Origin of the sequence: Bacillus inaquosorum, assembly GCF_023238325.1 — a bacterium.
In the GTDB taxonomy this organism is placed as follows: domain Bacteria; phylum Bacillota; class Bacilli; order Bacillales; family Bacillaceae; genus Bacillus; species Bacillus inaquosorum.
This window is the reverse complement of sequence record NZ_CP096592.1, coordinates 2,855,512-2,869,385: the sequence shown is the minus strand read 5'-3', so window position 1 is coordinate 2,869,385 and position 13,874 is coordinate 2,855,512. Positions and strand designations below refer to the sequence as shown.

The window sequence follows — 13,874 nt, the reverse complement described above, 5'->3', positions numbered from 1 at the left end:
ATGCTGAATGATTGATACTGCAATGGCAAGACTTAATGAGGGAACAATCGTCATTTACGCATTAAGTGTACTCTTTTATTTTATAGATTTTCTTCAACACAACCGGAAGGCTGGAAAAATGGCCTTCTGGTTGCTTTCTATTGTCTGGACTCTGCAAACCGTGTATTTGGCCTATTTTATGTGGGTGACGGGGCGGTTTCCAGTATTAAATGTGACGGAGGCGCTTTACTTTTATGCCTGGGTGCTTGTCACGCTGTCACTTGTTTTAACAAAGCTGTTACGAGTTGACTTTATCGTGTTTTTTACAAATGTAATAGGATTCTCTATGATCGCCATTCATACCTTTTCACCGACAGAGCAGCAATCAGCTGCTTTTTCCGGACAGCTAGTATCCGAGCTTTTGGTGATTCATATTACAATGGCGATTCTTTCATACGGCGCTTTTTCCCTTTCTTTCGTTTTTTCTGTACTATATATGTTTCAATATCATCTGCTGAAAAAGAAAAAATGGGGAAAATGGCTGTTGAGAATAGAAGATTTGTCTAAGCTTGATTATATGGCATATGTTCTGAATGTCATCGGGGTTCCGATGCTGTTGCTGAGTTTGATTCTCGGTGTCATTTGGGCGTATGTCTCACTAGAAACGCTGTATTGGTTCGATGCCAAAGTGCTTGGTTCGTTTGTCGTCCTGCTGCTGTACAGCTACTATCTTTATATCAGGCTGATTAAAGAGCTGCAAGGAAAGGTCGCTGCACTGTGGAATACGGCTTGTTTTCTCGTGCTGATGATCAATTATTTCCTGCTGGGAAGCCTGTCGCAATTCCATTGGTTCAGTTAAATGATGTCCCAAGCAGATTCGGGAGGAAAGAAAAATATGAGAACGATTAAGGTAGGTTCCAGACGGAGCAAACTCGCTATGACTCAAACAAAATGGGTCATTCAAAAACTAAAAGAAATCAATCCTTCGTTTACCTTTGAAATAAAAGAAATCGTGACAAAGGGCGACCGGATCGTCGACGTTACGCTCTCAAAAGTGGGCGGGAAAGGGCTGTTTGTCAAAGAGATTGAACAAGCGCTTTTAAATGAAGACATTGATATGGCGGTACACAGCATGAAGGACATGCCTGCTGTTTTGCCTGAAGGCCTTGTGATCGGCTGTATTCCTGAACGGGAAGACCCTCGTGACGCCCTTATTTCAAAGAATCGCGTAAAGCTTTCAGAAATGAAGGAAGGCGCTGTTATTGGCACAAGCAGTTTAAGAAGAAGCGCACAGCTTTTGATCGAGCGTCCTGACATTACAATTAAATGGATTAGGGGTAATATAGATACGAGACTTCAAAAGCTGGAAACTGAGGATTATGACGCGATTATTTTAGCTGCTGCCGGCCTTTCCAGAATGGGCTGGAAGCAAGACGTCGTAACCGAATTTCTCGAGCCTGAGCGCTGTTTGCCTGCTGTGGGCCAAGGAGCACTGGCGATTGAGTGCCGAGAATCTGATGAAGAGCTATTGGCGTTGTTTTCTCAGTTTACAGATGAATATACAGAACGGACCGTGTTGGCGGAACGTGCTTATTTAAACGCGATGGAGGGCGGCTGCCAGGTTCCGATCGCAGGCTACTCAGTGTTAAACGGACAGGATGAAATTGAATTGACAGGGCTTGTCGCTTCTCCTGACGGCAAAATCATTTTTAAAGAAACCGTCACCGGAAACGATCCGGAGGAAGTCGGAAAGCGCTGTGCCGCTCTTATGGCTGACAAAGGAGCCAAAGAATTAATTGATCGTGTAAAACGGGAGCTTGATGAGGATGGAAAATGATTTTCCGCTGAAAGGAAAAACAGTGCTAGTCACCCGGAATAAGGCGCAGGCAAAATCGTTTCAGCAAAAAGTGGAGGCGCTTGGCGGAAAAGCGGTTTTGACCTCTTTGATTACGTTTCGACGCGCTTTGCCGAATGATTTTGCGAAACAGGTGAAAGAGGATCTTGCTGCGCCTGGCTGGCTTGTTTTTACAAGTGTGAACGGAGCGGACTTCTTTTTTTCTTATCTACAGGAAAATCAGCTTTTTCTTCCTGCTCATAAAAAAATTGCGGCTGTTGGTGAAAAAACGGCTCGCCGCTTGGAAACGCATAACGTATCGGTTGATGTAATGCCTAAGGACTATATCGCTGAACAATTGGCGGAGGCCCTTAAGCAGCATGCTGAACCGGCGGAACGAATTACAGTGATTAAAGGCAATTTGTCACGTGATGTGATCAAACAAGAACTTGTCCCGCTTGGTTTTGAAGTGAAGGAATGGGTTGTTTACGAAACGATTCCGGATGAAGAAGGCATCGTTGCACTGAAAGAGGCTGCGGGCCAATATTCATTTGACTATGTGACATTTACGAGTTCATCAACCGTACATACGTTTATGCATGTCTTAGGAGAAGAATTGAAAAAGTGGCAGGCGAACAGGACGTCATGTATCAGCATCGGACCTTTAACAAGGGACGCCCTGCTGTCGTATGGCATCACATCACATACGCCTGACACATTTACAATAGACGGCATGCTTGAGTTAATGTGCAGCATGTCAAGAGAGGAAGAGAGAATATGAGTCAATTATTTAACAGACACCGCCGCCTGCGGTCCTCAAAAACAATGAGAGAGATGGTAAAGGAAACACGTTTGCATCCATCAGATTTTATTTATCCGATTTTTGTCGTTGAAGGGCTGGAAGGCAAAAAAGCTGTTCCGTCAATGCCTGATGTTTACCATGTATCATTAGATCTATTGAAGGATGAAGTGGCAGAGCTGGTCAAACTGGGCATTCAATCTGTCATCGTGTTCGGCATCCCGGAAGAAAAAGATGATTGCGGAACGCAAGCGTACCATGATCACGGCATCGTTCAAAAAGCCATCACAGAAATTAAAAAACACTTCCCTGAGATGGTTGTTGTCGCTGATACATGCTTATGCGAATATACAGACCACGGCCATTGCGGACTTGTCAAAGACGGAGTCATCCTCAATGATGAATCGCTGGAGCTTTTGGCGCAGACAGCTGTCAGCCAAGCGAGAGCTGGTGCGGATATCATTGCGCCATCAAACATGATGGACGGATTTGTTACAGTGATCAGAGAAGCGCTTGATAAAGAAGGATTCGTCAATATTCCAATCATGTCTTACGCTGTAAAATATTCAAGTGAGTTTTACGGTCCGTTCCGTGATGCAGCAAACAGCACGCCGCAATTCGGGGACCGCAAAACATATCAGATGGACCCTGCCAACCGTATGGAAGCACTCCGCGAAGCACAATCAGATGTTGAGGAAGGCGCGGACTTTTTAATTGTCAAACCTTCACTTTCATATATGGATATCATGCGTGACGTGAAAAATGAGTTTACTTTGCCGCTCGTCGCTTATAATGTAAGCGGAGAGTATTCTATGGTGAAGGCTGCAGCGCAGAACGGCTGGATCAAAGAAAAAGAAATTGTGCTAGAAATTTTGACAAGCATGAAGCGCGCAGGTGCCGATCTAATTATTACGTACCATGCGAAAGACGCAGCGAAATGGCTTGCGGAGTAATTTTATTCAGTTGACAGGAGTTGAGGCAGATGAGAAGCTATGAAAAATCAAAAGCGGCTTTTAAAGAAGCGCAAAAACTCATGCCGGGCGGTGTGAACAGTCCCGTTCGCGCATTTAAATCGGTAGACATGGACCCGATTTTTATGGAGCGCGGAAAAGGCTCAAAAATCTTTGATATTGACGGTAATGAATATATTGACTACGTCTTGTCATGGGGACCTTTAATTTTAGGGCATACAAATGACCGCGTCGTAGAGAGCCTCAAAAAAGTGGCTGAATACGGGACAAGCTTCGGGGCTCCGACTGAGGTGGAAAATGAACTGGCACAACTCGTCATTGATCGTGTGCCATCTGTAGAAATTGTACGAATGGTCAGCTCCGGAACAGAGGCCACAATGAGTGCCCTTCGTTTGGCAAGAGGTTATACAGGCCGCAACAAGATTTTAAAATTTGAGGGCTGCTACCACGGGCACGGCGATTCTCTCTTGATTAAAGCAGGTTCAGGAGTGGCCACTCTTGGTCTGCCTGACAGCCCTGGTGTGCCTGAAGGCATTGCGAAAAACACCATCACCGTTCCTTACAATGATTTAGAAAGTATAAAGCTTGCTTTCCAGCAATTCGGTGAAGACATTGCGGGTGTTATCGTAGAGCCGGTTGCCGGAAATATGGGAGTTGTTCCGCCGCAAGAAGGCTTCCTGCAAGGTCTGCGTGATATCACTGAGCAATACGGTTCCCTGCTGATTTTTGATGAAGTGATGACGGGCTTCCGGGTCGATTATAACTGTGCTCAAGGCTATTTCGGCGTAACGCCTGATCTGACTTGTTTAGGAAAAGTGATCGGGGGCGGACTTCCTGTCGGCGCTTATGGAGGCAAGGCTGACATCATGGAGCAGATCGCTCCGAGCGGTCCGATTTATCAGGCCGGTACATTGTCAGGCAACCCGCTTGCGATGACGGCTGGCTTAGAAACATTAAAACAGCTGACACCTGATTCCTACAAGAATTTCATCAAAAAAGGTGACAGGCTGGAAGAAGGCATTTCAAAAGCGGCTGAGGCTCATGGCATTCCGCATACCTTTAACCGCGCAGGTTCGATGATCGGTTTCTTCTTTACAAACGAACCTGTCATCAATTATGAAACAGCTAAATCATCTGATTTAAAGCTGTTTGCTAAATATTATAAAGGGATGGCAAATGAAGGTGTATTCCTTCCGCCATCACAATTCGAAGGCCTTTTCCTTTCAACGGCCCATACTGATGAAGATATTGAAAAAACAATCCAGGCAGCTGAGAAAGTATTCGCTGAGATCAGCCGCGGATAAGAGTGAAAAACCGGTATCAAGGACATCCTTGTACCGGTTTTTTCTGTGCTCTCCCACTCATATTTTCCCCAGTTCATACATACACCTTTAGTGACATCTAATTTTAAGGATTAGATGAAAGGAGGATATGAACTTGCCGCAAAATCATCGATTGCAATTTTCTGTAGAAGAATCGATCTGTTTCCAAAAAGGACAGGAAGTTTCTGAACTGCTTTCTATTTCATTAGATCCTGATATTAGGGTTCAAGAAGTAAATGATTATGTATCAATCAGAGGATCGCTTGAACTTACAGGTGAGTACAACATAGATCAAAACAAACATACTGAAGAGTTTTATACAGATAAGCGGTTTGTTGAAGAAGTCAGAAAGAGAGAGGATGGAAGTGCGGAACTGACTCACTGTTTTCCTGTGGATATTACCATTCCGAAAAATAAAGTGAGCCATTTACAGGATGTCTTCGTCTTTATTGACGCATTTGACTATCAATTAACGGATTCGCGCATTTTAACGATTCAGGCTGATTTAGCGATCGAAGGGCTTTTGGATGATACGGCAGATAAAGAGCCGGAGATTCCTCTATATGAAGCTCCTGCGGCATTTAGAGAGGAAGAGCTTTCTGAGCCGCCGATACACAGTGCATTAGAAACGGATGCAGATCCGGCAGAGGAAGCAATTATGCAGGATGAACCGCCAGAACTTTTTGTCTCGAAAACCGGGCTTCGTGAAGAGCTGGAAACAGAAAAAGCAGAATCTGCGCCTCCGGAATCAGTTGCTTCAGAACCAGAGGCGCGAGAAGGTGTGAAAGAAGAAGCCGAGCCAGCAGAGCTTGTAGTGCCGGAAGCGGAGTCTCGTGAAGAATCGGAAACAGAAGAAGCTGAGCCAGAACCTAATGCATCAGAAATAGAAATTCAAGAGATCGTTAAAGCAGAAAAAGAAACGCCAGAGCCAGCAGCTGCATTAGCAGATGTTCGGATAGACGCGGACTCTCCAGCAGAGGCAGAGCTTCGTGAAGGTTCTGGAGCAGAAGAATCGCCTGCTTTGGAAGCTGAGCTACAAGAAGAGACTGCAATTGAAGAGGAAAAAGCAGAAACACCAGTGTCCTCTATTCTTGAATATGCGTTGCGTCAAGAGGCTCAAAATGAAGAAGCAGATCAATCGGAACAGGCTGAGTCCGCACTTCGTCAAGAAGCAGATCAACCGGAGCAGGCTGAGCCCGTACTTCGTCAAGAAGCAGATCAATCGGAACAGGCTGAGCCCGCACTTCGTCAAGAAGCAGATCAATCGGAACAGGCTGAGCCCGCACTTCGTCAAGAAAAGAAAGAAGCAAATCAACCGGAACAGGCTGAGCCCGCACTTCGTCAAGAAAAGAAAGAAGCAAATCAACCGGAACAGGCTGAGCCCGCACTTCATCAAGAAAAGAAAGAAGCAGATCAACCGGAACAGGCTGAGCCCGCACTTCATCAAGAAAAGAAAGAAGCAGATCAATCGAAACAGGCTGAGCCAGTACTTCGTCAAGAAAAGAAAGAAGCAGATCAACCGGAACAGGCTGAGCCCGCACTTCGTCAAGAAAAGAAAGAAGCAGATCAACCGGAACAGGCTGGGCCCGCACTTCGTCAAGAAGCGGATGAAGCTTCGGAGACTGTGACTGAGGCGGTTCTCTCTATAGAGGAAAGTAGAGAGAGGAAACCAGCATCAGCTGCATATGCAGAGAATGCCGAAGCCGATTCACATCATCCTACTAATCAAAAAGCAAGCTCGAAGGAGGCATCTCAAGAAGAAGAGCTTGCACCGGCATACCGCACCTTCCTGCCCGAACAAGAAGATGGGGATTCTTTTTATTCAGCGCCTAAACTATTGGAGGAGGAAGAACAAGAGGAAGAAAGCTTTGAAATTGAAGTGAGAAAAATACCTCCGGCTGAAGAGCCTGAGGAAGAAACACCTTTTCAATCCTTCCAGCTGCCTGAAACATCTGAGACTGAAAGGAAGGAAGCGGATGCTGTTCCTAGGGTTACTCCTGCTGCTGAAACGAAGGAATCTCAAACAAAAGAAAGTAATAATTCTCTTTATTTAACAAAACTCTTTACGAGAGAAGAGGATGAGTTTTCGAGAATGAAAATATGCATTGTTCAGCAGGAAGACACGATCGAACGTTTATGCGAACGGTATGAAATCACCTCCCAGCAGCTGATCAGGATGAATTCCTTAGCCTTGGATGATGAATTGAAAGCAGGCCAGATCCTTTATATTCCTCAATATAACAACAGCCATGCGTAAGCCGTAAGCGATCGGAAAATGTGGTGAATGGAATGGAAGAAACCCAATCGGTTCTTCAGGAATACGGACTGACTGCTCAATTTATTGAGCCTGTCAGTCCTCTTGTATGGAAAGTGTATACAGACTACGGCGTATTCGCCCTGAAAAAATTGAAATCGGTTCGCAGCAAACAGTTTACAGATCATATGGTGGCGATTGAGGAAAAAGGTTTTCGTTCATTTGTTCCCGTTTACAGAACAAATAGCGGTGAGTTTTTCTCAGCGGGCGTACAATCAGGAGATTCCTATTATTTAATGCCTTGGCTCCAATTTGACCAAGAGGAAGAACGGGATCAGAAACATGCTTATTTATTTAGAGAAGCAGCCCGTCTTCACGAGAGAACTGCACAGGAAATGAAGGTCAGCCGTAATGATATTGAACGTTATTACGGACAAACGAAAAAAAAGTGGGAAAATGATAAAATTTTCTATGAACAGTTTGTGGACAGAGCGGAGAAGGAATGGTACCTTTCCCCTTTTGAACTCCAAGCCGTAACCTATTTTTCAGAAACCATTTCCGCGGTGAACTTTGCACTGGAGCGGTTGGAGGACTGGTATGAGTCGGCAAAAGAAAAGGGCATCTCAAGGGTTGTGATGAACCACGGCAGCCTATCTATACACCATTTTCTGTATAATGACGCCGGGACCGGGTATTTCACAAACTTCGAAAGAGCGTCTGCCGGCCCGCCGCAAAACGACTTGCTCGGCTTTTATACAAAAATGTTCAGAGGCTTTCCAAAAGCTTGTCCGGAATGTGTTGAATGGTTTTATGCATACACGAAATCATTCCCTTTGCGTGAAGCCGAAGTCAGTCTTTTTCTCAGCTATATGGCATATCCGGCAGCCATGTACAAGGTGCTGAACCGTTATCAAACCGGGAAAAGACAGCATGAAAAAGATGAATGTGCGCATTTATTAAAGGCTTACTGGCAAATGAAAAATATAGAGCCGTTTGTGATGAAAATTCATCAGATTGAACAAGAGAAAAAATTTCAGGCTGAAAACGAGTCCACGTCTTAATGGCGCGGACTTGTTTGTTTATATCCATTCTAAATGAAGAGCGCAAGCTAAAAAGATTAGGATTGCGAGCAGCAAAACATCAAAGGTTGTCGGAAAGAAAATAGTTCTGATCCCTTGAAAAATTGTAATGGGGATAATCACTTGCGCGGATACAAGCCGAATTTGCCTGACCCACGGCGGCAGTGAATAAGAGCTGAATCGTTTCTTCACGGTGCATCCTCCTCTACGCATTTACAAGCATCATATGTAAACTTGGGCAATAGGTGCCTGCCCATTTGTATAGAAAGCGGTGTTTTTGGAAAAGATGATTGACGAATCAAAAACACTTTTACTATAATAAAGAACATAAATAATGTATATAATGAGCTGATAAATACACCTGCTTAGAACGGGAAGAGTACAAAAAAGGCGCATGCAGAGAGAGAAGCCGTTTGCTGAAAGGCTTCTTATGTTGTCTGATTGGAAGGTCGCCCGGGAGCATAATTTCTTGAAAGAAGAGTAGAGAAATTCGGGAAACACCCGTTATCCGTTATAAGTGCATGAACTGATAGAGTTCATGAAAAAAGGTGGTACCGCGAAAGAGCTTTTCGTCCTTTTATAGGGATGAAAAGCTCTTTTTTCGTTCTCAGCCATTTTTAAACATGCTGGAGGGTTATCATGGAAACAAATGAACAAACAATGCCGACGAAATACGATCCGGCAGCGGTTGAAAAAGACAGATATGATTTTTGGCTAAAAGGCAAATTTTTTGAAGCGGGCAGTGACCAGACAAAAGAGCCATATGCTGTTGTCATTCCGCCGCCAAACGTAACAGGAAGACTTCACCTTGGCCACGCGTGGGACACAACGCTGCAAGACATTGTAACAAGAATGAAACGCATGCAGGGCTATGATGTGCTGTGGCTTCCGGGTATGGACCACGCCGGCATCGCGACACAGGCTAAAGTGGAAGCGAAACTTCGTGAAGAAGGCAAATCCCGCTACGATTTGGGGCGCGAGAAATTCCTCGAAGAAACATGGAAGTGGAAGGAAGAGTACGCTGACTTTATTCGCAGCCAGTGGGCCAAATTAGGGCTTGGCCTTGATTATTCCCGTGAACGCTTTACGCTGGATGAAGGCTTAAGCAAAGCAGTTCGCGAAGTTTTCGTTAAGCTTTATGAAAAAGGCCTGATCTACAGAGGCGAATATATTATTAACTGGGACCCTGCAACAAAAACAGCTCTATCCGACATTGAGGTTATTTACAAAGATGTTCAGGGCGCGTTCTATCATATGAGCTATCCGCTCACAGACGGTTCAGGCTCGATTGAAATTGCGACGACACGTCCTGAAACGATGCTCGGTGATACAGCTGTTGCCGTTCACCCTGAAGATGAGCGCTATAAGCACCTTATCGGAAAAACGGTAATCCTGCCGATTACAAATCGTGAAATTCCGATTGTCGGTGATGACTATGTAGATATGGAATTTGGTTCAGGTGCAGTGAAAATTACGCCTGCTCATGATCCGAACGACTTCGAGCTTGGAAACCGCCACAATTTAGAAAGAATTCTTGTCATGAATGAAGACGGAACGATGAATGAAAATGCCCTGCAATATCAAGGTATGGATCGTTTTGAATGCCGCAAAAAGCTCGTGAAAGATTTACAGGATGCGGGAGTTCTCTTCAAAATCGAAGATCATATGCACTCTGTCGGCCATAGTGAACGAAGCGGGGCTGTTGTGGAGCCTTATCTTTCAACACAATGGTTTGTGCGCATGCAGCCGCTTGCTGATGCAGCGATTGAGCTGCAAAAGAAAGAAGAAAAAGTTAACTTTGTGCCTGACCGTTTCGAAAAAACGTATTTACACTGGATGGAAAACATCCGCGACTGGTGTATTTCCCGTCAGCTGTGGTGGGGCCACCGCATTCCTGCTTGGTATCATAAAGAAACAGGCGAGTTATATGTTGGGCTTGAAGCGCCTGAGGACAGCGAAAATTGGGAACAGGATACAGATGTACTGGATACATGGTTCAGTTCTGCGCTCTGGCCTTTCTCCACTATGGGCTGGCCTGATGTAACGGCTGAAGACTTTAAACGCTACTATCCGACAGATGTTCTCGTTACAGGGTACGACATCATTTTCTTCTGGGTGTCTCGCATGATTTTCCAAGCGATTGAATTTACAGAAGAGCGCCCGTTCAAAGATGTTTTAATTCATGGCTTAATCCGTGACGAGCAAGGCCGGAAAATGAGTAAATCTCTTGGCAACGGTGTCGATCCGATGGATGTCATTGACAAGTACGGAGCCGATTCTTTACGTTATTTCCTTGCGACTGGAAGCTCTCCTGGCCAGGATCTGCGCTTCAGCTATGAAAAAGTGGAATCGACTTGGAATTTTGCCAATAAAATTTGGAATGCCTCCCGTTTTGCATTAATGAACATGGATGGCATGACGTACGATGAGCTTGATCTGTCAGGCGAAAAATCAGTAGCTGACAAGTGGATTTTAACGCGATTAAATGAAACGATCGAGCATGTGACCCAGCTTGCTGATCGATATGAATTTGGTGAAGTCGGGCGCCATTTATATAACTTTATTTGGGACGATTTCTGTGATTGGTATATTGAAATGGCGAAGCTTCCGCTTTACGGAGAGGACGAAGCGGCTAAGAAAACAACCCGTTCTATCCTTGCTTACGTACTGGATCAAACGATGCGCCTCCTCCATCCGTTTATGCCATTCTTAACGGAAGAAATTTGGCAGCACCTTCCTCACCAAGGGGAATCGATTACAGTAAGTCAATGGCCTGTTGTAGTGCCGGAACATACTGATACTGAAGCGGCAGCTGACATGAAGCTTCTTGTTGAGCTGATCCGTTCTGTACGTAATATCCGCAGTGAAGTCAATACGCCAATGAGCAAGCAGGTTGAACTGTATATTAAAACAAGCACAGACGAAATAGCAGCCCGCCTCGAGGCGAACCGTTCATACGTTGAACGCTTTACGAATCCGAGCGTACTTAAAATCGGCACTGATATCGAAGCTGTTGATAAAGCGATGACGGCTGTTGTCTCAGGAGCAGAGGTTATTCTTCCGCTAGAAGGCTTAATTAATATTGATGAAGAAATTGCCCGTCTGCAAAAAGAATTCGATAAGTTGACGAAAGAAGTCGAGCGTGTCCAAAAGAAACTTGGTAATGAAGGATTTATGAAAAAAGCGCCTGCGCACGTAATTGATGAAGAACGTGAAAAAGAAAAAGATTATGTGGCAAAGCGTGACGCTGTTCAAAAACGAATGGCTGAGCTGAAGGGCTAATGAAAAGCCGGGGCGGTTTCTATAGAAACCGCCTTGACTTATAAAAGAGGGGATTATCATTGTTTACTGCATATGAAGAAGCGCGCAGCTGGATTCACGGGCGGCTGAAATTCGGAGTGAAGCCCGGACTCGGCCGAATGAAGCAGCTGATGGCGCGGTTAGGCCATCCTGAAAAAAAAATCCGCGCGTTCCACGTAGCAGGAACAAACGGCAAAGGATCAACCGTCGCTTTTATCCGTTCTATGCTGCAAGAAGCCGGATATTCGGTTGGAACGTTTACGTCACCTTATATCATTACGTTTAATGAACGGATCAGCGTAAACGGGACACCGATTTCAGATGAGGAATGGACAACACTCGTTAATCAGATTAAACCGCACGTTGAAGCATTAGATCAAACGGACTACGGCCAGCCGACAGAATTTGAAATTATGACGGCTTGTGCATTTTTATATTTTGCTGAGTTTCATAAGGTCGACTTTGTTATTTTTGAAACAGGTTTGGGCGGTAGATTCGACTCTACCAATGTGGTTGAACCGCTTTTAACTATGATCACAAGCATTGGACACGACCATATGAACGTTTTGGGAAACACCATTGAAGAAATTGCTGGGGAAAAGGCCGGAATTATTAAAGAAGGTATTCCTATCGTTACAGCTGTTATTCAGCCGGAAGCCCTACAGGTCATTCGTCATGAAGCTGAACGACATGCTGCGCCGTTCCAGTCATTACATGATACATGTGTTATTTTCAATGAAGAGGCTCTGCCTGCCGGAGAACAGTTTTCATTCAAAACGGGCGAGAAGTGTTATGAAGATGTTCGAACATCTCTGATCGGCACCCATCAAAGACAAAATGCGGCTTTGTCCATTTTGGCTGCGGAGTGGCTCAATAGGGAGGATATTGCCCATATCAGTGATGAAGCGCTAAGAAGCGGGCTGGTAAAGGCTGCTTGGCCGGGACGGTTAGAGCTTGTTCAAGAACATCCGCCCGTATACTTAGACGGTGCGCATAACGAAGAAGGCGTTGAAAAGCTGGTGGAAACGATGAAGCAGCGTTTCCCTGACTCCCGCATTTCTGTGGTATTTAGCGCGTTAAAGGACAAACCGTATCACAATATGATTAAGAGATTGGAAACCATAGCGCATGCGATCCATTTTGCTTCTTTTGATTTCCCGCGTGCTTCTCTTGCAAAAGATCTCTATGATGCAAGTGAAATCAGCAATAAAAGCTGGAATGAGGACCCGGACAATGTGATTGAATTCATAGAAAGCAAAAAGGGCTCAAATGAAATTGTGCTCATTACCGGATCACTTTATTTTATTTCTGAAATCCGCAAAAGATTGCAATAAAGGCATCCACCCGGCAGTATCGAAAATGAGATTCTGCCGGGGTTTTTTATGTGTAAAATTGAATATTCCCGATTAGAGTTCAGGCCGCTCACTCTGCTACAATCCATACCAGAATCTACAGTGAGTAAAGGTGTGTTGTCTATGCTTCCCATTCTCTTTATCCTCGGGTTTATCCTTGGTTCATTTTATTATACGGCCGGGTGCCGTATCCCCTTACATATATCCTTTATCACGCCCCGTTCGGCATGCTCGTTTTGCCGGCGGACTTTAACCCCGGCAGAATTAATCCCCATCCTGTCATTCCTTTTCCAAAAAGGCAAATGTAAAAGCTGCGGGCACAGAATTTCTTTTATGTATCCTGTGGCAGAGCTTGTGACAGCGTGTTTATTTGCGGCAGCAGGAATACGCTTTGGCCCGTCTCCGGAACTGTTTCCCGCTCTCGTGTTTATCTCTCTTCTCATCATCGTTGCAGTGACAGATATTCATTTTATGCTGATACCAAATCGGATATTAATTTTCTTTGTTCCCGTTCTAGCCGCTGCAAGATTGATTTCTCCGCTTGATTCCTGGTATGCCGGCCTGTTAGGTGCGGCCGCCGGATTTCTATTCCTGGCCTTAATTGCCGCAATCACCCATGGGGGAATAGGGGGAGGAGATATTAAATTATTTGCGGTGATTGGCTTTGTACTTGGTGTGAAAATGCTGGCAGCTGCCTTTTTCTTTTCTGTTTTGATAGGTGCATTGTATGGAGCGGCAGCTGTCCTGACTGGAAGACACGCCAAAAGACAGCCGCTTCCCTTTGCCCCCGCAATTGCTGCAGGGAGCATTTTAGCTTATTTATACGGTGACTCTATCATATCTTTTTATATCAAAATGGCATTGGGCTGACTGCTGAAAAATTTGACGAACGTTTTTTGGACAAGACGACAAAAGTCTTGTTCTTTTTTTTTTCGCCTGTGCTAAAGTGTGTAGCATGAAAAGCCGACAAGAACGGTCAAGCAA

11 protein-coding genes and 1 other annotated feature are annotated in these 13,874 nt (G+C 44.9%); of the genes, 10 read left to right on the top strand and 1 reads right to left on the bottom strand.

Going from position 1 to position 13,874, the window contains the following annotated elements; genetic code table 11:
• Positions 1–7 precede the first annotated feature (7 nt).
• The 7 genes from M1M80_RS14575 to cotN all read left to right on the top strand — a co-directional run bounded on the left by M1M80_RS14575 (position 8) and on the right by cotN (position 8,220).
• Positions 8–838: a cytochrome c biogenesis protein gene (locus M1M80_RS14575; protein ID WP_003222575.1), complete on the top strand. Its 831-nt coding sequence runs from the start codon at positions 8–10 to the stop codon at positions 836–838.
• Between the two features lie 36 nt (positions 839–874).
• On the top strand, positions 875–1,816 hold the full coding sequence (gene hemC, locus M1M80_RS14570) for a hydroxymethylbilane synthase (RefSeq protein WP_060399212.1): 942 nt from the start codon (positions 875–877) through the stop codon (positions 1,814–1,816).
• On the top strand, positions 1,806–2,594 hold the full coding sequence (gene hemD, locus M1M80_RS14565) for a uroporphyrinogen-III synthase (RefSeq protein ID WP_060399211.1): 789 nt from the start codon (positions 1,806–1,808) through the stop codon (positions 2,592–2,594). The genes hemC and hemD overlap by 11 nt, the downstream gene beginning before the upstream one ends.
• Positions 2,591–3,565, top strand: coding sequence for a porphobilinogen synthase (hemB, locus tag M1M80_RS14560; RefSeq protein ID WP_003237595.1), 975 nt, complete (start codon positions 2,591–2,593; stop codon positions 3,563–3,565). Before hemD ends, hemB begins: the two co-directional genes overlap by 4 nt.
• A 29-nt stretch (positions 3,566–3,594) precedes the next feature.
• On the top strand, positions 3,595–4,887 hold the full coding sequence (gene hemL, locus M1M80_RS14555) for a glutamate-1-semialdehyde 2,1-aminomutase (protein ID WP_060399210.1): 1,293 nt from the start codon (positions 3,595–3,597) through the stop codon (positions 4,885–4,887).
• 133 nt (positions 4,888–5,020) lie between these two features.
• On the top strand, positions 5,021–7,162 hold the full coding sequence (locus M1M80_RS14550; protein ID WP_060399209.1) for a LysM peptidoglycan-binding domain-containing protein: 2,142 nt from the start codon (positions 5,021–5,023) through the stop codon (positions 7,160–7,162).
• 32 nt (positions 7,163–7,194) lie between these two features.
• Complete coding sequence (gene cotN / locus M1M80_RS14545; RefSeq protein WP_060399208.1) at positions 7,195–8,220, top strand: spore coat protein CotN; 1,026 nt, start codon at positions 7,195–7,197, stop codon at positions 8,218–8,220.
• Positions 8,221–8,238: 18 nt separating this feature from the next.
• Here cotN and M1M80_RS14540 read toward each other — a convergent pair whose 3' ends face one another.
• Positions 8,239–8,430 (bottom strand): hypothetical protein, encoded by a 192-nt coding sequence (locus M1M80_RS14540; RefSeq protein ID WP_003222590.1) that lies wholly within the window; start codon positions 8,428–8,430, stop codon positions 8,239–8,241.
• A 165-nt stretch (positions 8,431–8,595) separates the two neighbouring features.
• Positions 8,596–8,818 (top strand) — a binding site (T-box leader).
• 59 nt (positions 8,819–8,877) lie between these two features.
• Between M1M80_RS14540 and valS the strand changes: the two genes are divergently transcribed.
• The 3 genes from valS (at position 8,878) to M1M80_RS14525 (ending at position 13,760) form a co-directional block, all read left to right on the top strand.
• On the top strand, positions 8,878–11,520 hold the full coding sequence (gene valS / locus M1M80_RS14535; RefSeq protein ID WP_060399207.1) for a valine--tRNA ligase: 2,643 nt from the start codon (positions 8,878–8,880) through the stop codon (positions 11,518–11,520).
• 59 nt (positions 11,521–11,579) lie between these two features.
• On the top strand, positions 11,580–12,872 hold the full coding sequence (locus tag M1M80_RS14530; RefSeq protein WP_060399206.1) for a bifunctional folylpolyglutamate synthase/dihydrofolate synthase: 1,293 nt from the start codon (positions 11,580–11,582) through the stop codon (positions 12,870–12,872).
• Between the two features lie 141 nt (positions 12,873–13,013).
• Positions 13,014–13,760, top strand: a complete 747-nt coding sequence (locus M1M80_RS14525; RefSeq protein ID WP_060399205.1) for a prepilin peptidase — start codon at positions 13,014–13,016, stop codon at positions 13,758–13,760.
• The last annotated feature ends 114 nt before the right edge of the window (positions 13,761–13,874 follow it).

Bases quoted from the DNA above. Each gene is read 5' to 3' on its own strand.
- M1M80_RS14575 (WP_003222575.1), top strand. From the start codon at position 8: ATGATTGATACTGCAATGGCAAGACTTAATGAGGGAACAATCGTCATT.
- hemC (WP_060399212.1), top strand. From the start codon at position 875: ATGAGAACGATTAAGGTAGGTTCCAGACGGAGCAAACTCGCTATGACT.
- hemD (WP_060399211.1), top strand. From the start codon at position 1,806: ATGGAAAATGATTTTCCGCTGAAAGGAAAAACAGTGCTAGTCACCCGG.
- hemB (WP_003237595.1), top strand. From the start codon at position 2,591: ATGAGTCAATTATTTAACAGACACCGCCGCCTGCGGTCCTCAAAAACA.
- hemL (WP_060399210.1), top strand. From the start codon at position 3,595: ATGAGAAGCTATGAAAAATCAAAAGCGGCTTTTAAAGAAGCGCAAAAA.
- cotN (WP_060399208.1), top strand. From the start codon at position 7,195: ATGGAAGAAACCCAATCGGTTCTTCAGGAATACGGACTGACTGCTCAA.
- valS (WP_060399207.1), top strand. From the start codon at position 8,878: ATGGAAACAAATGAACAAACAATGCCGACGAAATACGATCCGGCAGCG.
- M1M80_RS14525 (WP_060399205.1), top strand. From the start codon at position 13,014: ATGCTTCCCATTCTCTTTATCCTCGGGTTTATCCTTGGTTCATTTTAT.